The 20,222-nt window shown below is 57.1% G+C and carries 15 protein-coding genes; 3 read left to right on the forward strand and 12 right to left on the reverse strand.

The window, feature by feature from the left end; genetic code table 11:
* Nucleotides 1-199 precede the first annotated feature (199 nt).
* The 8 genes from ACYX4K_RS03470 to ACYX4K_RS03505 form a co-directional block, all read right to left on the reverse strand.
* Nucleotides 200-1,768 (reverse strand): arylsulfatase, encoded by a 1,569-nt coding sequence (locus tag ACYX4K_RS03470; protein WP_475093496.1) that lies wholly within the window; start codon nucleotides 1,766-1,768, stop codon nucleotides 200-202.
* Between the two features lie 57 nt (nucleotides 1,769-1,825).
* Nucleotides 1,826-2,377, reverse strand: a complete 552-nt coding sequence (locus ACYX4K_RS03475; RefSeq protein ID WP_475093495.1) for a hypothetical protein — start codon at nucleotides 2,375-2,377, stop codon at nucleotides 1,826-1,828.
* Between the two features lie 178 nt (nucleotides 2,378-2,555).
* Nucleotides 2,556-3,713 (reverse strand): BatD family protein, encoded by a 1,158-nt coding sequence (locus ACYX4K_RS03480; protein WP_475093494.1) that lies wholly within the window; start codon nucleotides 3,711-3,713, stop codon nucleotides 2,556-2,558.
* Nucleotides 3,714-3,886: 173 nt separating this feature from the next.
* Nucleotides 3,887-5,545, reverse strand: coding sequence for a VWA domain-containing protein (locus ACYX4K_RS03485; protein ID WP_475093493.1), 1,659 nt, complete (start codon nucleotides 5,543-5,545; stop codon nucleotides 3,887-3,889).
* On the reverse strand, nucleotides 5,542-6,552 hold the full coding sequence (locus ACYX4K_RS03490; RefSeq protein WP_475093492.1) for a VWA domain-containing protein: 1,011 nt from the start codon (nucleotides 6,550-6,552) through the stop codon (nucleotides 5,542-5,544). Before ACYX4K_RS03490 ends, ACYX4K_RS03485 begins: the two co-directional genes overlap by 4 nt.
* Complete coding sequence (locus ACYX4K_RS03495) at nucleotides 6,549-7,067, reverse strand: DUF4381 domain-containing protein (protein ID WP_475093491.1); 519 nt, start codon at nucleotides 7,065-7,067, stop codon at nucleotides 6,549-6,551. The genes ACYX4K_RS03490 and ACYX4K_RS03495 overlap by 4 nt, the downstream gene beginning before the upstream one ends.
* Nucleotides 7,057-8,076 (reverse strand): DUF58 domain-containing protein, encoded by a 1,020-nt coding sequence (locus ACYX4K_RS03500; protein ID WP_475093490.1) that lies wholly within the window; start codon nucleotides 8,074-8,076, stop codon nucleotides 7,057-7,059. The genes ACYX4K_RS03495 and ACYX4K_RS03500 overlap by 11 nt, the downstream gene beginning before the upstream one ends.
* A 17-nt stretch (nucleotides 8,077-8,093) precedes the next feature.
* Nucleotides 8,094-9,095 carry an AAA family ATPase gene (locus ACYX4K_RS03505; RefSeq protein ID WP_475093489.1) on the reverse strand — a complete coding sequence of 334 codons (1,002 nt, stop codon included), beginning with the start codon at nucleotides 9,093-9,095 and terminating at the stop codon, nucleotides 8,094-8,096.
* A 109-nt stretch (nucleotides 9,096-9,204) separates the two neighbouring features.
* On the opposite strand from ACYX4K_RS03505, the gene ACYX4K_RS03510 reads away from it, so the two are divergent.
* The 3 genes from ACYX4K_RS03510 to ACYX4K_RS03520 all read left to right on the forward strand — a co-directional run bounded on the left by ACYX4K_RS03510 (nucleotide 9,205) and on the right by ACYX4K_RS03520 (nucleotide 14,797).
* Nucleotides 9,205-11,562, forward strand: coding sequence for a tetratricopeptide repeat protein (locus tag ACYX4K_RS03510; RefSeq protein ID WP_475093488.1), 2,358 nt, complete (start codon nucleotides 9,205-9,207; stop codon nucleotides 11,560-11,562).
* 144 nt (nucleotides 11,563-11,706) lie between these two features.
* On the forward strand, nucleotides 11,707-13,173 hold the full coding sequence (locus tag ACYX4K_RS03515) for a flavin-containing monooxygenase (RefSeq protein WP_475093487.1): 1,467 nt from the start codon (nucleotides 11,707-11,709) through the stop codon (nucleotides 13,171-13,173).
* A gap of 37 nt (nucleotides 13,174-13,210) precedes the next feature.
* The gene (locus ACYX4K_RS03520) at nucleotides 13,211-14,797 is read left to right on the forward strand and encodes a phospholipase D family protein (RefSeq protein WP_475093486.1); all 1,587 of its coding nucleotides are present in this window, start codon (nucleotides 13,211-13,213) and stop codon (nucleotides 14,795-14,797) included.
* Between the two features lie 113 nt (nucleotides 14,798-14,910).
* On the opposite strand, the gene ACYX4K_RS03525 is transcribed toward ACYX4K_RS03520, so the two are convergent.
* From ACYX4K_RS03525 to ACYX4K_RS03540, 4 genes are all read right to left on the reverse strand, one after another.
* Complete coding sequence (locus ACYX4K_RS03525) at nucleotides 14,911-16,890, reverse strand: alkyl/aryl-sulfatase (RefSeq protein ID WP_475093485.1); 1,980 nt, start codon at nucleotides 16,888-16,890, stop codon at nucleotides 14,911-14,913.
* A 64-nt stretch (nucleotides 16,891-16,954) separates the two neighbouring features.
* Nucleotides 16,955-18,250: an OmpP1/FadL family transporter gene (locus ACYX4K_RS03530; RefSeq protein ID WP_475120150.1), complete on the reverse strand. Its 1,296-nt coding sequence runs from the start codon at nucleotides 18,248-18,250 to the stop codon at nucleotides 16,955-16,957.
* A gap of 62 nt (nucleotides 18,251-18,312) precedes the next feature.
* On the reverse strand, nucleotides 18,313-19,128 hold the full coding sequence (locus tag ACYX4K_RS03535) for a transporter (protein WP_475093955.1): 816 nt from the start codon (nucleotides 19,126-19,128) through the stop codon (nucleotides 18,313-18,315).
* A 190-nt stretch (nucleotides 19,129-19,318) separates the two neighbouring features.
* Entirely contained in the window at nucleotides 19,319-20,209 is an 891-nt protein-coding gene (locus tag ACYX4K_RS03540) for a DegV family protein (RefSeq protein WP_475093484.1), read from the reverse strand.
* Nucleotides 20,210-20,222: the final 13 nt, after the last annotated feature.

A 20,222-nucleotide genomic window follows, 5' to 3' on the forward strand; every position in this document is an offset into this window, starting at 1 on the left:
ATGGTGCGGTGCTGTGTGTGTGGCAGATTATTCACACTGACGAACGGGAAGATTATAGAAGCCGGAGGAGGGCTTCGACGCTCCGGGAACAGAATCTTCTGCGTCACCTATCTGGAATTCGCCAAATTAGTCGCTGATACGGCAGAAAAGAGGGCCCATACCGTAAGGTATGGGCCCTCTTCGTTGGAGCCGAGAAAAGTCAGTTACTGCCGCCCGCACCGGCCTTCAACTGTTCCTCGATCTTCTTGAGATTAAATGAGCCCGGTGTTTGGCTGGGTGGGTATTCCTCCATGGATTTGAGGAAGCGCGCCGCCATGCCCTGCATGGGTACCAGTACAAAGGCTCTGTCCAGGAACCAGTCGTTATAGGTGTTGGAGTTGTGTTGGGCGCGCTCGAAAGGGTCGCGGCGCAGATTGAATAACAGGGGTACACGCAACTCGGTAAACGGCTCGCGCCATACTTCGAAGGCCTGTCCGCGGTTTTCGAGAAACACCGCTTTCCACGCATCGTAGCGCATTGCCACAATCTGGCCATCGTCATTTACATAGATGAATTCACGGCGAGGGGACTCTTCCGTTTTACCGGTAAAGTAGTCCAGCATATTGTAACCATCGATATGGTTTTTATAGCTGCGACCATTGAGGCTGACGCCTTTGAGCAATTTGTTTTTGATGTCCGGGGCACCAGCTACGGCAGCGAGGGTTGGCAGCCAGTCCTCGTGGGAAACGATGCCGTTGAGCATTTTCCCTGCGGGGAATTTGTTGGGCCAGCGCACAAACGCGGGCACGCGATAGGCGCCTTCCCAGTTGGAGTTTTTCTCACTGCGGAAGATGGTGGTGCCGGCATCGGGCCAGGTATTAAAGTGTGGGCCGTTGTCGGTGGAGTAGAACACAATGGTGTTGTCGGCAATTTTCAATTGATCCAGTAAGTTAAGTAGCTGCCCGACATGTTGATCGTGCTCGACCATTCCATCCTGATAATTGTTTCCGGTAGGGCCGGAAAGGCCTTTGTGCGCTTCTTTTACGTGGGTCCGGAAGTGCATCCGGGTTGCGTTCCACCATACAAAGAAGGGCTTGCCGGCCTGTACCTGTTGTTTGATGAAGTCCATGGCCGCGGCAAGGGTTTCCTCGTCCACGGTCTCCATCCGTTTTTTGGTAAGCGGACCGGTGTCTTCGATCTTGCCGTCGGCACTCGCTTTGATGACACCGCGAGGACCATATTTCTTGCGGAATTCCGGATCTTTCGGGTAGTCCCGGTTCTCCGGCTCTTCCTCGGCATTGAGGTGATACAGGTTGCCAAAGAACACATCAAAGCCGTGATTGATTGGCAGGTGCTCGTCGCGGTCGCCCTGGTGGTTCTTGCCGAATTGCCCAGTTGCGTACCCCTGGCTTTTCATTACGGTAGCGATTGTGACATCGGTTTTCTGCCAGCCTTCTTTAGCGCCGGGCAAGCCTACTTTCGTCATGCCGGTACGCACAGGCACACTACCGCCGATAAAGGCCGCGCGCCCGGCAGTACAGGATTGCTGTCCGTAGTAGTCGGTAAACGACAGCCCCTCTTTCGCAATCCGGTCAATATTGGGCGTCATGTACCCCATCATGCCGCGACTGTTCGCACTGATGTTCCATACACCAATATCATCGCCCCAGATCACCAGAATATTTGGTTTGTCCTGGGCCTGTACGGCGGAGTGACAGACACAGAGGAGTGCAGCCGCAGCTACGGAAATAGGCACTTTCAGTAAGCTTCGTAAACCAAGTTTTCTCATGATTCCCTCCGGGTGTGGGATAGTGTTTTAGAGCGCGTAAGCCCGCGGAATCGGCTCTCACGGTTGGTCAAAAGGGAATACCTTGTTCCAGTCACTCTTCATGTCGATGACGGTCCAGCCCTTTTTGCTGGCGTCGTCCAGGGCCTTGTTCAGCTGGCCGATATGGGATTTGCGATCATAGGCCCACTCCCCCTTTGCATCGGTGTGATGCAGCAGCAGGCCGAAGCGAGGGCCGCTACCGGCGGTGGCCCACTCCAGTATCTGGTAGTCTCCGTCGGAGTTCCCAACGGAGGCAAAGGGTTCCTGCGTTTTCCACTCCGGATGTTGGGAGGCCATCTTCTTGACCTGGTCCAACGCGTAAATCAGCTGGAAATAGGCCGGTTGTTCTGCCCAGAGATTGCCATCGTTATCAAAGGTGGCGATTCGCTGGTTTACCTCGACAAAGTCCGAGGAGCCTTTTCGGGTCACCTTTTCCACGAAATCGACGATGGCGGTTTTGGTCTCACCGTCATTCCACGAGGGGAGTGGATCGGCAAGCCCCAGGGTAGGCGCGCAAAACACAAGAACCGCGGTCGCGGCCAGATTGCGAAGCCTGTTCAGAAATTTCATAGACCTTCCCAAAGTACTGCAGTGAAGTTCCACTCTGAAATTGGTGCTCCCTAAACCTTAGTTCGTGTTTTTCATCGGGGCCGCTGGCGCGCGATAATTTTTTTTCATATCGGGGCGGGTTGGAGCAAGACTCCCCGGTTTTGGTTCACCTGACGTTCAGGTCGGCTCTTCCCGGGACTCACGGAGTGCCGGTCGGGTTGAGCGGCGGCAGCGACCGTCGGTGCTTTTCGCGCTTGCGGGAAGCGGCGTAGGCGTCTGCTGCCAGCTCAAGCGCTTGCCAGAGCGGCGTGGCACTCGCGGCGGCCGGTGTATTGCCGTACTGGGCCTGCCCCAGAGCGAGCAGAGCCTTTGGTATGTCGGAGTGCGCATAGTCTGCCTGCGGGCGTAATTCCATGGCTGCACTGAGAGCCGAGGAGTACTGCTGCTGTTTGATCGCGGACTGAAGTCGCCGCAGGGCTTCGGTGCCACTCGCTTTTCGCTTTTCTGTGTAGCGCTGATGCATACGCCTGCCAGCAGCCGGCAGGTACTGCCAGGCGAGCCAGACAAGAGCGCCGAGCAGCGCCACCGTCGCCAGCCAATACTCGGGAGAAAGGGGGCGGAGTGCCGCAGCGCCTTTCACGCGCACCTTGACGGGGTCCAGTGTGGCCGTTCGAATGCTGCCCTCATCCAGGTCGTACCACTGCAGTGTCACGCCGGGCAATTCACCTCTGGTTGCTGCTTCTGCAACATACGTGATTTTCTCCACCCTGGTGCCGGACTCTTCCCCACTGTCTTCGGCTTCGGCGGTGTCCGCGTAGGCCGCGAGCCCGTTCGGTGTACTGGTGTTCAGTATCTGTGGCACGAACATGACAGTGGACCCCTGAATTCGGGCGGTCACGGTGCGGCTGAAGCTGTCGCCGGGATTGAGGTTCTCGGAATCGCCGTCAATTTTCTGCTCCAGGGTCAGGTCGCGCGCGGCGATATAGGGGGTCAGATTTTCCGCGCCTTTGGGTGCGGTGGCCGTGAGCGCGAGAGGTTCCGTTGCAAGTGCGACTTCGGTTGCCAGGTCGTCACTGCCGTTGGGGTCGCGGTAGTGTATTTCCAGTTTTGCGGAGGGAAGCCGGAATATGCCTGGGGTAAGCGGAACCAACTGATACTCGCGGATTACCCCGGACCATGTGCTGCCATTAATGGTCTGGCTTGTGGAAACGGTGGATCTATCGGCTTGTGTGACCGAGAGGTTGGGGTGGTCGAGTGAAGGCAACTCTACTGGTTTGGTAAGCCAGGTGGGTGCCAGTACGGTAATCTGCAAGGTGACTGCTTCACCGGGAACGACTTCGGTTTGAGACAGCTTCACCTCTACCTTTGGCCTGTTGGATTGACCCGCAGGCGGGGTGGTATTGAATGACGGTGATTCTTGTGCCCGGGAAACTAACTCCCGATCGTCTGCACTCTGCGGGTTGGCAGCGCCTGCAGCGGCTAACCAGAATAATGCGCAGAGCGGGCAAAAAACACGCTTGATCCAGGTTTTCACGGCGCATCGCTCCCGGCATTTTCCGTCGCGGCCTCCACGGCAAATCGCTGTTTCATAAACTCCCCGGTGCTGGTGTCGAGGGTAGACATCCACTGATCCGGATTCACCGGTTGTTGATTGGTGGGCCTGTCCGGCGCCTGCACTTCCTTTTGCTGCTCTTTGTCGTAACTGTCCTCATCACTTTTTGTTTGCTCGTCTTTCTCCTCCTCGTCACCGCGGGACTTTTCCATGTAGGCGAGAATCTCTCGCGCGAGCTGCAGGTTCTTTTCTGCCCCGGGGAAACTGGGGGCCATCTGCAATACCTGTTCGAAGCCGCCGATAGCATCCTGATACTGGCCGCTTTTTACCTGTGCCATCGCCCGGGTAAACACCGCTTCCGGGCTGTCCATGGGCGCCAGGGTATTGGCGGCATCCTCATAGAAGCCGGCCTGATACTGGGCGTAGCCTCGTCGGTAGGTGTCGGTGAAGGCGTCTGCTGCGCGGGCGTACTGTTTGCGTCCCATTCGCCATTGCCCCAGCTGGTCCGGGGTGAAGAGGTGGCTGAGAACAGGATTATCCGGGGCCGGGTCCTCGTGGGCCACGGCAGATGTGGGTGACTGTGCGATGGCGACTGGCCCGGTGAAATGCAGCAAACAGGCAAAGCCGGACAGTATGAGCAGCGCATTCGCGGCACGCTTGGCCTGCATATGCTGAGCGCGCGCTGCACTTGCCGACGGCAGTACCCAGCCGCGGCGAAACCACAGCAGGGCAAGTAGCGCCGCGGGCCAGGCGAGCCACCAGCCGCGGTCGTCCCACTGCAGATTCTTGTCCCGGGCCTGCGCGTGGCTGAAGCGGCTGTCGAAGTAGCGGATAAACCCGTCGACATCGCGGGTGTCCGGGGTAACCCGAGTAACGCGGGCACCGCTGATTTGCTGCGTGCCGGGAATTGCGGTGTTGCCTGGCAGCAGTATCAGAAAGCCGAGTCCATTGCCCTGGGGGCGCCGGTCAAATGCCGGGAGATCCCGGGACTCGATGCCGTCGGTGAGAAACAGGATGCCGCCAGCGGATTCTTCCTTTTTCAGAATATCGCTGGCCAGTGTCAGCGCCGCGGCGGCGTTGTTGCCGTCCCGGGGCATCACCTCTGCTTCCAGTCCTTCCACGTAGGGGCGCAGCAGATTCTGGTCGTCGGTAAGGGGGACCACACGGTGGGCGGTACCGGCGTAGGCAACCAGCGCGGTTGGGGTACCATCGCGGCGCTCCAGCAGATCGTAGACCTTCTGTTTTGCGCGCTCCAGGCGGCTGGGGGCAACGTCTCTTTCCGTCATGCTCTGATTTACCTGCATGACAATAACCAGCGGGGCGGTGCGTGCCATCAGTGGATCCGGCAGGCGTGTCCAGGTGGGCCCTGCGGTCCCCAGGGTAAGCAGGGCCAACAGCACGGCGAGGGTGTCGATGGGCAAAATACGTGTTTCGTCTGCACCGTGTCGGGTACCCACACTGAGTGCTCGGGCGAGGTGCGGTGCTATGTAATCTGAAACAGAGTGCAGGCCCCGATCGACGGGGCGCCGCAGCCACCACCAGGCCAGCAGAGTAACAGGTAGTAGCAAGAGCCACAGCGGGCGCAGAAAGTGGAAAGCAGAAAGAAAGCCGGAGATTTCGCTAGTGAGTCCGTTCACAAGGTCACCTCCGATCCCCGGGCACTGTGGCGCAGCAGTTGTAGGCCGAGCCCCACCAGCGCGGACAGTAATGCCAGCGCCAGCGGCCAGTGGGCGAGGCTGCGATGTGGGCGGTAGGTTTCGCTGTCCACTTTCTTTGGTGCCAGTGCGTCAATCTGCCGGTAAACCCGCGACAGAGCCGGTTGGTCGTTTGCGAAGAAAAATTCTCCACCAGTACGTGTCGCAATTGCCGTCAGGGTTTCTTCGTCCAACCTGTTTTCCGATTCCCCTTGTGGGTCGCCAACGCCAACGGTAAGTATTTTGACCTGTTGTTGCGCGGCAATGGCTGCCGCGTTGATCGGGCTCATGCGGCTGGCAGTATCGCTGCCGTCGCTCAACAGGATCAGCAGCCGCTGCTGTATGTCACTGCTTTCGAACTGGCGGATTGCAAGGCCGATGGCATCGCCGAGTGCAGTATGGGGGCCGGCCATACCAACTTCTGTCTGTTGCAGTAACTCCAGTACGGTATCCAGATCGGTGGTTAGTGGCGCCTGCACAAATGCCTTGGAGCCGAACACAATCACTGCGACCCGTTCACCTTCGCGACCTTCGAGAAACTGAGCGAGCACGCTTTTTACGCCGGCCAGTCGCTGGGTTCGTGCACCCGTGCCATCTACAAAGTCTTCCTGCTCCATGGACCCGGAGATGTCCACCGCGAGGATCAGATCCCGCGCCGGCTTCTGAATGGTCACGGCTTCGCCTTCAAGTTCGGGCCGTGCTAGTGCGGTAGTCAGCATAATCCAGGTGAACGCACCGATAATCAGTTGCCACAAGTGGCGACTGCGCACGATCGAGCCCGCACCTGGCGTCAGCCCCAGGCGCTCGCTGATGCGCCGGAAGAAGGGCACGCGAATGGCGGACACCCTCTCGCGGTGGGGCGGGGCCAGCCACCACACAAGTAGTGGCAGCGGAAGCAGAATAAACGCCCAGGGCGCCGCGAAACTAAGGCCGGTGAGCAGGTCGCTCATGATGTGGCCTCTGCTTTTTCCGGCCCGGATTCGTGCGGAAGGAGTTCGCGGCGGTGACGGCGAATCCAGTTGTTTGCGGCGCGGGTCAGCGCGGCGCTCCCCTGGCAATTTTGGTAGGCGCCGCGCAGTAGCCGTTCGCCGGTGTCACCGTGGAATTCGTCGCCGCCATACTGATGATTGAGAAATGCCAACCAGTCTTTGCCTGTGAGCCCCGCCGCCTGAGCGCGCGGATATACGGCCAATGCTGTGCGTCGAATGATCTCGGCAATCGCGCCAGGGTCGCCGTCTGCCTTGGCCAGCGCCTTGAGTGCGGCGCGCCGATAGGCATTTGCCCGGTAGTGACGGTAGGCACGCCATGCCATGAACAACAGCAGCAAAAAAAACAGGGAGAGGAGCGCTTTTGCCAGTGGTGTCTGCGGCCAAAGGGACACGGCCTCCGGCACCGGCGGTGGTACCAGTTCTGCAATCAGGCCTGGCAGTGTGGTTTCCGTCTGGGGCGAGTTCTCAGTCTGCATCGAGTGTCGCCTCTTTGGCGGGAGCGGCGAGTCCCAGCAGCCGGCACACTTGCGACAGTGCGGGCGCACTTGCCGAGAGTGGCGCGAGGGGAATGCCGTAGCGGCGGTGCCAGCGCTCAATGGCCTCGCGTCGTTCACGATTGAAATGATTGAGCGCGGTGTGAATTTCGCCAATTCCCGTATCGAGGGTTGCCTGCTGGTCGCCATCGGAAATTGCGCTGACAAATCCTTTGGGCATGACGACGCCGCTGGGATCTGTCACCGGCATCAGGATCACATCATTGTGGCGGGCAAGGCCGGCCAGCAGGCGGTCAGAGGACGGGCCAATCACGTCAAAATCGCTGATCAGCAGAATCAGGTGATCGCGACGCGCGATATTTGCCACGGCCTGTAGCACTTTATCCAGTGAGGTGGGGGCGGTAGGGGGAGCATCCGCGTGCAGTGCGCAGTTTGCGCGGGCAACTTCGGTGAGAAACCGGGTCAGTGCCTGGCGACTGCGCTTTGGGCGCTGGGTATAGAGTCCGTCATCTTTTATCACTATACCGCCCACGCGGTCATCCTGATTCAGCACCGCAAAGGCGGCGAGGGCAGCCACCTCGGCGGCGGTGACGGATTTCATTGAATACCGGGTACCGAAGAACATCGACATGCGCTGGTCCACCACAATCAGTGTGGGGCGGTCGCGCTCCTCGGTGTAGACGCGCACGTGAGGCTCACCGGTTCGTGCGGTGACCTTCCAATCGATTGCGCGAACGTCATCGGACGGCCGGTATTCTCGCAGCTCTTCAAAATTGAGCCCGCGCCCACGCAGGCGCGAGGCGTGATGTCCAGCCAGCACACTGCGGGCCGGCTGTCGCGGCAGCAGGTTCAGGGTTTGCGCGGGACCTTCCAGGGATTGCAGGTGAGCGAGGTCCACGTGAATACGCGAGTCAACGCTGGTTGTGGGTGCGCTTTTGTCACTGACGTCTGCCCGGCTTCGGTTGCGGCGGCGTGTGAAGAAATTGAACATGGCGTGTCAGTGGTGAATCACGGCAGGGCGACGTTTTTCAGTAGCAGGTCGATGACCTGGTTGGCACTGATGCCCTCGCCCTGGGCCTCAAAACTCAGACCCAGCCGGTGGCGCAGGCAGTCGTGAATGATCGCGTGGATATCCTGCGGATCCACATAGTCGCGTCCTTCCAGCCATGCGTTGGCGCGTCCGGCCTTGTCCAGTGCAATGGAGCCCCGTGGACTTGCGCCAATCTCGATCCAGCGCGCAAGTTCTTCGGATAGTTTTGCCGGATGGCGGCTGGCGTCGATCAGGTCAGCCATATAGCGCGCCATTGCATCGGAAACGTGAATGGCAGCGATCTCCCGGCGGGCGTCGAATACCGCCTGCTGAGGAATAACCTCTATCGACTGTTGCGGCGCTGAGGGGGTCGGTTCTGCAACGGTAGCCTCGGCCGCAGCAATTTCCTCGCCGCGTACCATTTCAATCACTTCCACCTCATCCTCCACTGGAGGGTAGGTGATCAGTACATGCATCAGGAAGCGGTCCATCTGTGCTTCCGGCAGTGGATAAGTGCCTTCCTGTTCGATGGGGTTCTGGGTGGCCATCACCATAAACAGCGGTGGCATCTTGTGGGTCTTGCCAGCTACGGTGACCTGACGCTCCTCCATCGCCTCCAGCAGTGCCGACTGTACCTTGGCGGGCGCGCGGTTGATCTCATCGGCCAGGACAATATTGGCGAAGATAGGACCCGGGTGAAAACGGAACTCCGATTGTTGTTCGTCGCGATACAGCATATCGGTGCCGGTGACGTCCGCGGGCAGCAGATCCGGGGTGAACTGGATGCGACTGAAGTCCGCCTCCAGATTTTTCGCCAAGGCTTTAATGGCGCGGGTTTTCGCAAGCCCGGGCAACCCTTCCACAAGCAAATTGCCGTTGGCCAGCAAACCGATAATCAGGCGCCGGATTACTTCTCGCTGGCCGACAATGGCACGGCCCATGCCCTGCTCCAGTGCGTTGATCTGTTCCCGTGCCGACATAGGTGCCCCGAATTATTACTGCTCTAATAACGCTAGCAGATTCGAGGCTGAGGAAGAACGCGTGAAAAGCTATACTCGGTGCCAATTACAAGCATAATCCGGAGCAACCATGCGAACCCTGATCATCCCTCTGTTGATTGTCCTGCTGACCAGCGGGCTCAGCGGCTGTGGTAATAGCGAGAGAGAAAAGGGTGCTGAATCCGTAAAAGGCGCGGCGTCTTCCTCCGGTGGAGGTACGGACGTGGAACTGTCATCTGTGGGGTCTTCCGAAGCCGGTGAAGGCCAGGTACAGAAAAAATCTGGCCATACACCGGCAGCCGATGACAGTAAGAATTATGTGGGTGCTGAAACCTGTGCCGGTTGCCACCAGCAGGAATATGACGACTGGCACAAGTCCCACCACGATCTCGCCATGAAGACCCCGGGCGCTGATACGGTGGTCGGAAATTTCGATAATGCCACTTTCGACTATTTCGGTACCGAGTCCAGTTTTTACCGGCGCGACGACAAATATGTCGTGCGCACCGACAACGCGGAGGGCGAGTTACAGGAGTTCCCAATTGCCTACACCTTTGGTGTCTATCCGCTGCAACAGTATCTGGTGGAGTTACCCGGTGGCCGCCTGCAGGCGCTGAGCCTGTCCTGGGATTCCCGTCCGCAAGAAGAGGGCGGACAACGCTGGTTCCACCTGTACCCGGACGAGGAAATCAAAGCGGGTGACCCGCTGCACTGGACCGGAATCAATCAAAACTGGAATTTTCAGTGCGCCGATTGTCACTCCACCAATCTGCACAAAAATTACGATCCGGAATCCCGGACCTTTGCCACACAATGGTCGGAAATCAACGTGGGCTGCGAAGCCTGCCACGGACCGGGGGCTAAGCATGTACAGTGGACGAACTTGGCGGAAGGTGAAAAATCCGCCTGGAAAAATAGCGGCTTTGAAGTGCGCTATGGTGAGCGTTTACAGGCCCACTGGAAGATGGATGCGGACACGGGTATCGCGTACCTCGAGAACAAGGCGGTAAACACCCAGCAGGAAATTTCTACCTGTGCCCAGTGCCACTCGCGTCGTGGCACCCAGTTTCCGGGGGCGCAGCCTGACAGTAATTTCCTGGACTTTTTCCACCCGGCACTGCTGGATGAAAACCTGTACCACGCGGACGGTCAGATCGATGACGAGGTGTATGTGTGGGGCTCCTTTGTTCAGAGCAAGATGCACGGTGCCGGCGTCACCTGCAGTAACTGCCACAATCCCCACAGCCTGGAGACGCGTATTGAGGGGAATGGGCTCTGTGCCCAGTGTCACTTGCCCTCGAAATTCGATACGGCAGAGCATCACCTGCATCCCGAGGGCAGTGAGGGCGCCCAGTGTGTCAGTTGCCATATGCCCAGCAAAACCTATATGCAGGTGGACGCCCGCCGCGATCACAGTTTCCGGGTTCCGCGGCCGGACCTGTCCGACAATATTGGCTCGCCCAACGCCTGTGTGGGCTGCCACACGGATAAGTCCAATCAATGGGCCGCGGATACTCTGCTGAAGAAGTTTGGCGAACCGGATCCCCACTACGGCGAAATTATTTTTGCTGCCCGCCAGGGCTACCCCGGCGCAGATCGGCCACTGCAGGCACTGGCCCTGGATGATTCGCAGCCGGCAATCGTACGGGCCACGGCGGTGTCGCTATTGCCTCGCTACCTTTCTCGCGCCTCTGCGCAAATGTTACAGGTAATTGCCCAGGGGGATGACGCGCTCCTGCATCTCGGCCTTGCGCAAAACCTCGATAGCATACCGCAGCAGGTGCGACCGGCGCTGGCCATACCGCTGTTGTACGAAGACGACCGCGTAATTCGCGCGCTCGCCGCCAATGCGATGGTGGGCGCGCCCATGGATGCCTACCCGGCAGAAGTGGGGCAGCGCTTCCGGCAGGGACTGCAGGAATATGAAGAGACGGCGCGCTTTAACGCAGACCGTCCCGAATCGCTGGTAAACCTGGCCGGTGTTCGCTTGCGTGAAGGCAAGCCGCAAGAGGCAGAGTCTCTGTTGAAGCAGGCACAGCGGCTGGCGCCACACTATTTACCCGCAACCATCAATCTGGCAGATCTTTACCGCAGCTCCAATCGCGAGCGCGAAAGCGAGGCCGTATTGCGCAATGCACTGGACAACGCATTTGAGAAGGGGCCGCTTCAGCATGCCCTGGGGCTGTCGCTGGTGCGTCAGCAGAAGCTTCCCGAGGCCATGCCCCTGCTGCAGGCCGCCGCCGATTCCCAGGGGGCGCCCCCGCGCTACGCGTACGTCTACGGTATTGCGCTCAATTCCCATGGCGATAGTGCGGGTGCCATCGCCTATCTCGAGCAGGCACTGAAGCGCTACCCCGGTGACCGGGAAATTCTGTCTGCTCTGGTATCTCTGCACCGGGAGGCGGGCAATACGGAAATTGCGGAGCAGTACCAGGGGATGATGCACTAGTGATCCACGGGGGAAGTGGCGTGACAGCCCTACGGAGCACTAGCGTTTGAGGTTTCCTCGAATGCTGTCCTGAAAGTTCTGGCCCTTCCCCGGGGCAATACCGGTACACTGTGCCTTCAACAATAAAAACAGCAGTCAGCGGCTATGAGCAACCAGCATTTTCACACCCTGATTATCGGCGCGGGGCTGTCCGGTATTGGTACCGCCTGTCATCTTGTACGGGAGTGTCCGCATGCCGATTTCGCGATTCTCGAGCGTCGTCAGCGCATCGGTGGCACCTGGGACCTGTTCCGCTATCCCGGCGTCCGTTCGGACTCCGACATGTTCAGCTTTGGTTTTCGTTTTCGCCCGTGGAACGGACTCAAGACAATGGCGGACGGGGAGTCGATTCGGCAATATATTCAGGAAACTGCTGCGGAGTATCAGGTCAGCGACCGGGTACAGTTCGGTGTCGATCTCCAGGAAGCCAATTGGGACAGCGCGCGCGGAGTGTGGCAACTGCAGGGCGAATACACCGATGACCAGGGGTGCAAGCCGGTGTCCTACACCTGCAATGTGTTGATCTCCTGTACCGGGTATTACGACTATGCCGAGGGTTACCAGCCTGATTTTCCCGGCAGGGCGCGTTTCCACGGGCAATGGATTCACCCGCAACACTGGCCTCGGGATCTGGACTATCAAGGCAAGACTGTTGTGGTGATTGGCAGCGGGGCCACCGCGGTAACCCTGGTGCCGGCCATGGCTCAGAAGGCCGCCCATGTCACCATGCTGCAGCGCTCGCCCACCTATGTTCTGTCGGTACCCGCGGAAGACAAACTGACCAACTGGTTGAAACGTTGGATTCCCGAAAGAGTCGCGTACGGCCTGGCCCGACGCCGCAACGTTACGTTACACCGCTGGATGTTCAAGGCCTCCAAACGTTGGCCGGGGCTGATGCGCAAATTGATGTTGCGCGGCGCGCGCAAATCCCTGGCTAGTGCCGAGGTCATGCCGCACTTTACACCGACCTACAATCCCTGGGATCAGCGGCTGTGTGCCATTCCCGATGGAGACCTGTTCAATGCCATCAATGAGGGAAGCGCTTCGGTGGTTACCGGTGAAATTGCGGAGATAAATGAACGGGGCGTTACACTGAAGTCCGGAGATCAGCTGGAAGCGGATATCATTGTGTCCGCCACCGGCCTGAAGCTGCAAATACTCGGCGGTCTGACCCTTAAAATGGATGGCGAACCTGTCGATACCCGCAACCGCCTGACGTATAAGGGGGTGTTAATGGAGGGTGTGCCGAATATGGCCTGGGTGTTCGGCTATACCAATGCGGCCTGGACACTGAAGGCGGATCTTGCGGCAATGTATATCTGTCGCTTGCTGAACTATCTGCGGGAGCGTGGGCTGCGGCAGTTTATTGCTCTCGACAAGCACAATAGCGTGGCAGAGGAATCGGTGATGGCGGCCCTGCAATCCGGTTATGTGGCACGGGCTGATGCACTGTTGCCGCGGCAGGGTACACGGTACCCATGGAAGCTTCTGAACGACTATCCCAAAGACCGCAAAATAATGACAGAGGCGCCGATCGAAGACGGAATTCTGGAGTTGTCGGACATCGACTAGTCTAGTAGTCATCAATGTACCGTGAGATGACGTCACAATGCCCGATGCGCGCACCGTTCGCCCATTTCTGTTGTGCGCGGTTCTCGCCATCGCCCTGGTGATTTTTTGGGAAGCCATGATGGGGGATACCCAACACTCGTATATGCAAGCACCCAGCATATCCAAAAGCCTGCCTCCGGCCACCGAATCCCGTCTGGCGCACGCCGTGCGTCGGGATTCAGCACAGCACAATCCAACAGATACGGGATTCCATTTACTGGAGGATGGCCTCTCCGCATTTGTTGCACGCGCGGCACTGATCGAGGAAGCCCGGGTATCGCTGGATCTGCAGTACTACATCTTCGAAGGCGATACCGTCGGTCGTATCCTTACCAGTCTGCTTTTACAGGCGGCAGATCGCGGTGTACGAGTACGCCTGCTGGTCGATGATCTGGGAACGCGATTGGATAATCCCTGGATTGCGACCCTGGACCAACATCCGAAAATTGCCATTCGTGTTTTCAACCCGGTGGAAGGGCGCTCGGGTATCGGTCGGGCACTGGAGCAGGTGTTGAACTTCGGTCGTATCAATCACCGCATGCACAATAAATTGTTTGTGGCCGATGGCCTGGCGATGATCACCGGTGGACGCAACATCGGTGATGGCTATTTTTCCCGCGCGGATGTGGAATTCCTGGATGTCGATGTTCTGGCAATTGGAGCGGTGTTGTCGGATGCGACCAGAATATTTGATGACTACTGGAACAATAAAGTCTCGGTGCCCGTCGTTGAACTGCCCCTGAGTGCGAGCGAAGATCAGTCACTGGATCAATTGCGCAGTGAGGTCAGTGAGTTTCTCGCCTTCGAGGCCAAGTCGGAATTTACCGAGGCGCTCAGGCATTCGAAGTTGGCCGGAGAACTCCTGGCCGGGGACATACCTTTTCACTGGGGGCCGGCGACACTGTATGCAGACCCACCGGATAAAGCGTTGCACAGAGACCGGGTGCCGGTGAGCGAGTATCCCGGCTATCAACTGGAAAAGATTATTCGCGGCGCTCGCGAGCGGCTGTGTATCACTGCGGCCTATTTTATTCCCGGTAGCGTCGGTACGGAATTGTTCACCGGAGTGCAACAGAGCGGCGTTGATGTGAATATTCTGACCAACTCGCTTTCAAGTAACGACGTGGCAATCGTGCACGGCGCCTACGCCCGCTACCGGAAACGCTTACTGCAAAGTGGTGTGAATCTGTTTGAACTGCGCACGGAAGCGGGGCAGGAAAAGCGTCGCCACTGGTTTCACGGCGATTCCCGGGCCACGTTACATGCCAAGACCTTTGTTATTGATCGAGAGCTGGGATTTGTCGGCTCTATCAATCTCGACAGCCGCTCCATTATCCAGAACACCGAGATTGGCCTGCTGATGGAGCACGCTGAAATCAATGCACAGCTGCGAGCGCTGTTTGATGAATGGGTGGCTCCGGACTCCGCCTGGCAACTGGCATTGAACGAGCAGGGGAAGTTGCGCTGGAAGGCGCGGGACACCGACGGAAATCCAATAGAGACCGCCACCGATCCGGAAACCACCTGGTGGCAACGTACTCTGAGCTGGCTCTTGTCCTGGCTGCCCATCGAGTCGCAGATATAGAAAATAAAGGCCGCGAGCAGTTCTCAATGTACTCTCGAGAGTCTCTTAAGTAGTTCTCAAGTAGTTCTCAAGTATCTTTGCCTGTCCGCTGCGGCCATATAATTTGTTAATCGCTACTTCGCTGGACGTGGATTGGGGGTGGAGATATTCCACCAGAACTCGAAAGTATCCAGCATTCCCAGTAATTCGTTGAACTTGTCTCCGTTACCATCGATCTTGGCCGAACCGTCTTTTACTTTTTCATCGAATTTCGCGGTGCCCATGATCACATCATCCAGCGCACTGCGATTGACCGAAATGGTAGCGTCGGGTTTATCTACCGGCGGGCCATAATTCAGTACGCCGTTTTCAAGAACCAGCGAGTAATTGCCCTTGATGTCAGGTAGCGAAATATTGAAAGCCATTTTCTTTCCGGCGGCCTTGGGACCATTCAGTCGAATCCCCAAAAAATCGAAGAACATCTCGATGGGCATATTGGCAATGGTGTCCGGGCTGGCGGTAACCGGCACGGGTAACTTCTTCACCCCTTCACGCAGTTCTTTTGCGCCGCTCAGAAAGAAGTTGCGCCAGGGGCCGTTTTCCTGCTGATAGCCCAATTGCTCCAGCGCATTGGCCAGCAGGTTTTTGGCTTTCTGGTTGTCCGGCTGGGCGGATACCAGATTGTCCAGTACCTGCGCCACCCAACGGTAGTTCCCTGCTTCGTAGTCTTTCTGGGCTTTTTGGAGAAGGCTATCTGCGCCGCCCATATACTCCACAAATTTTTTACCGGCTTCGGTGGGGGGGAGTGGATAAAGACGGGCGGGGTTTCCATCGAAAAAACCCAGGTAATAATTCCACACTGCGCGGGTATCGTGGCTGACGCTGCCGTAGTAGCCGCGGTTGGCCCAGTACTGGTCCAGTTCCTCCGGGAGTTCCATCATCTCCGCAGTCTCGACCATGTTGTAACCCTGATTGGCCATGCGCAGGGTCTGGTCATTCAGGTATTTGTACAGGTCGCGTTGCTTTTTCAGGTGGTTGACAACATTTTCGTTGCCCCAGGTCGGCCAGTGGTGGGGTCCATATAAAACTTCTGATTTGTCGCCCCAGCGTTGCAGGGTCTCGTGCAGATAATTTGCCCAAGCCTTGGCATTGCGCACTTTAGCACCGCGTAGGGTATACAGGTTGTGCAGTGTGTGCGATGCATTTTCCGCTGCGGTAAGCGCTTTCAGTTCCGGGATATAAAAATGCATTTCGGCGGGTGCTTCGGAGCCTGGTGCCATCAGGAATTCAAACGTAAGCCCGTCCACTTTGATCTGCTGGCCGGTTTTGGTGACGACATCAGTAGGGGGAATGATAGTGACGGTGCCCGGCGAAGTGCCGAGACCGAGGCCGGTACCTAGGGTGCCCTTAGGATCTTTGGGTAACAGGTTGCCATACATATACGATGCCCGGCGGCCCATGGTGTTTCCGGCGAACACGTTCTCACTGACCGCCTCCTCGAGAAATCCTTCCGGCGCAATAATCTTCACCTTGCCGGATTTGACATCTCTCTCGTCCACCACACCGCGGACACCACCGTAGTGATCCACGTGGCTGTGGGTATAGATCACTGCGACTACTGGTTTATCACCTCGGTGCTTGCGGTACAAATCCAGTGAAGCTTTGGCGGTCTCCGCAGAAATAAGCGGGTCCATCACGATGATGCCGTTATCACCTTCAATAAAGGTGATGTTGGACAGGTCGGCACTGCGCACCTGATAAATGCGAGGGGATACCTCGTAGAGGCCACCCTCTGAGAGCAGCTGTAATTGCCGCCATAGGCTTGGGTTGACGGTATCGGGTGCTTCCTTGCCTTTGGCAAAGCCGTAGGCACCCAGATCCCATACTGGCTCACCTTTGTCATTCTTGATGATACCGTTGTCCGGAAGCGGAGCAATAAAGCCTTTTTTGACGTCTTGAAAGTCCTGCTTGTCGTTAAAGGGTAACTGCGACTTTACCGCAGCATTGGACTTCCTGGTTGTGTCCGTCGCTGCGTTCTGTGACAGTGCAGATGGTGTCGCGAGCGCAATAGTACAGGCGCTGATAAACACGATAAATGGCTGATTCAGTTTCATGATATTCCCTTTTACTTCCCTGTGTTCCGCTGTCGCGTCCGCTGGACCGGGATGACTTTAGAGCTCAAAACTCAAACTGTACGGAGCCGCCGAGGAATTGCAGGTTGGTATCCTTGTAACTGCCTTCGAGCCGCGGGCTGAAGGGCGGGCGCCCGGTCTGGTCGATATCAATGTCGCCAGACCATAGCAGTGTATAGCCGACATCCATGGTCACACCGGGGCACAATGTCTTTCCGGCCCCGAGACCGAACCGGTAGGCTTTTCCGGTTACCAGATTGGCAGTGAGGTTGGATTCATTTTGCATTGAACTGTCAAATGCTAAACCTGTAGAAAGACTCCACCCCTGCAAAACCCCCTGTGAAAAGGTATGCCTTATACCGAGGGCGAAATGGCCAGTATCCTTATACCCCTGATCGACAAATACGGATATCTGATTTGGGTTATCCAGGGCCAGTCTCATTCCGGCAAACTCAGACCAGTCCTGCCAGCCCAGATTCGCGTATAGCGTCGTAGCCGGGCTTAGTCTTTGCTGTAGACTCGCGGTCATCGTTGCTGGCACTGTCATGTCTATTTTTGTGCGAGCGCCATTGAGTCTTTCGACTGCTGGTTCAAAAAAGGGGCCAAATCCATTCAGGCGTAAATTGTCTGTGAATGTCAGATCCACTTTAGAGGTGTAGGAAATGCCAAAGGTTGTGGTTTCTACCGGGCGGTAGATAATACCTACATTACCGCCGTATCCCACGTCGATATCTTTGTACTTGAGGCGCGCGTCGTCGGGATTGATTCCCGCTCTCGGTGCGGAAACATATTTGAAATATGTGCCCATAATATTGACGCCCGCACCAATCGAAAGGCAATCGTTCACTTTCCAGCTGAGGGAAGGGATGATACTCATCCCGATCAGGTCGGTTTCCTGTACGAAACGCCGACCGGCCCAGTCGTCGTCGTAGTCCAGCCCAAGGCCGAAGTTGCCAGTCATGGCTACTCCCCAGCCAAGTTGATCGGAAAAAACACCAGCGGCGTGGGCCCCGGCGCCCGGAAACCATTCCACCGGGTTGCCGCCATCGTTACCGGGCACATTGCTTTCTCCCCCATTGGAGAATCCAATGTCGCCGTAGAGTACCTGGCCGGCTACGCGCAGCTCGGGGGTGTCCCGCCATACTGTGCCCGCAGGATTGGTGAACGCAGTGGATGCATCTTCGGGCATAGCTGCCCAGCCTGCACCTGCGGTACCTAGCGCAGGTGTGCCAATTTCAGATACCAAGAGCCCTCCCGCCCGCACCAGAGGGGACATCACTACGATCAGTATTGGTAAAATTTTTAGCGTGAGGTATTTGGTGTGCGCACACTGGCACTTCATGACCGGGTTCCTCTCGGTGTCACGAGGCAGAAGTTATCAACGGGTGGGGCAGCACTCAGTGCTCACTTGCCTTTTTCAGGGAATAGCATCACCCAGTTAAGGCGGAAGCCCCAATTGTGACCGCCACCTGCAGGGCTATCAGCGTAATAGCGCGGACCTGCCTGTATCTGGTATGACTGCTTTCCAACTTTGAAAACTTTGGCGACCAGGAAATGGATTGGCACATTCCATTGTTCCGTTTCCCAGTCATAGGTGGACTCTGACTGCAGTGTGAAAGTCCAGGCTTTGGGCGTGTTATAGGCGAGAAATGGCTGAATGAAAGAGCTATTTACATCTGCGCGATTGTCGCTGCCGGCAAAGGACCAGATTTGATTCGCGAGAGTTCCGATGGTCCAGGGCCCGGTTTGTCTCAGAACCACGGCCGTTGGGCCGGCTCCCCATTTTTCGGTGCCGAGTAAAGGCTCCGTACCGGTAGGAAGTAGGAAAACAGGTCCAACCCCCCAGGTGACGCCGCTCGCGGTTGGTTTCTTTGGCGAGAAAAACAGGCTTTGCGTGGTGTCGCCGAGTCCACTTTGGTCACCACTACCTGGAAAAATATTTTCCTGATTCATTACCGGTAGAATGGTGCGACTGATCAGGTTCCAGTCATCACTGATGGAGATTGGGATTACCGGTTGTATGTTCAAAGTGTATTTCCGACCGCCATCTACCGGTCCAACTTGGTTATCCCAGTTGTTCTGGAAGGGAACGCTGATCAGACTGGAGATTGGATTGCTCAACTTTTTGGCGAGCTCGGTGTCACCTCGGGCATCGCTGCTATTGAGGGATACAAAAGGCGTTAGGATAAGCGCTAGTAAGGGGACGAAACAGCGGTACATCTTTTTCACCAATTCAGGTCAGTTGTAAAACAGCTTTCCTCAGTCTAGATGCACCTGGCGATATTTGTTTTGTTGGGTCGTGAGGGACCACCCCGGCAAGAAAAAGGTGATGTTTCAATGCACTCGGGCAGCGCTTATCGTGAAATAAGCGCCGCCCGTGCAGATTGATATCGAAGATTGTAACTGGAGTCTATTTGGCTGCCACCGCCAGTGCGACAGTGCCGGGCCCGAGATTGATGCCGCCGGAGAGGCTCATCACCGAGCGGTACACTTTTACTTTGTGCCTGGTCGCTGTTTCGATAAACGCCTTGAATCCGGGGACTTTTTCCAGGTCGCTCAATGGACCGGCAATACTGACCACCACGGCGGGCATCAGCAGTGCATTGTCGGCCATCTTTTCTTCTGCCAGCTGGAAAAGGCGGCGGGTACAACCATCGTAGGTTTTTACCGTGTCGGCCACGGCGGAGCCCTGATACGTCATGGAAATGATGGGGTGCAGATTCAGTGAGCGCGCCATAAAGGCCTTCAGCCAGCTCACGCTCTTTTCATTTTTCTGACGGCCGCGTTCGCGCAGATAGTAAACATCCTGAATGGCGGCAAAGCCGACAATTTTGCGACCGAACTCTTCGGTGCGGGATTTGACCTGTGCGCCGGTAAGACCCTTCTGGATCAGCGACAGTGTGTAGAGTGCCAGCAGTCCCTGCCCGGAGAACAGGGTGTGGGAGTCCACGGTGTGGACCTGGACGGTGTCGCCACTCAATTTGCGCGCGACCTTGAGGGCATTGGCATAGGTAGGGCTATTGGCGCCGTTGATAGTCTGCACCACAATGTCTGTCTTACCCTGACGGACCAGTTTGGCGATCACCTGCTCGATTTCATGCTCTCCGGCGGGCCCGGAATTCACGATGCGGGATCGGTCTACCAGTGAGCGGGAGTAAAAGTGGCTCATTTGCGCTGGGTTGCGCTGGTCACCAAAGGAGTCTTTGCCCACGCTTACGCTGTGCGGCAGAACCGGAACATTGTATTTGCGCAGAAATTCATCGGGTAAATCGCAGCCGGAATCGACGACTAACTGAACCATGATGGGGTACCTC

The organism is Microbulbifer sp. ABF4_107 (assembly GCF_056312215.1).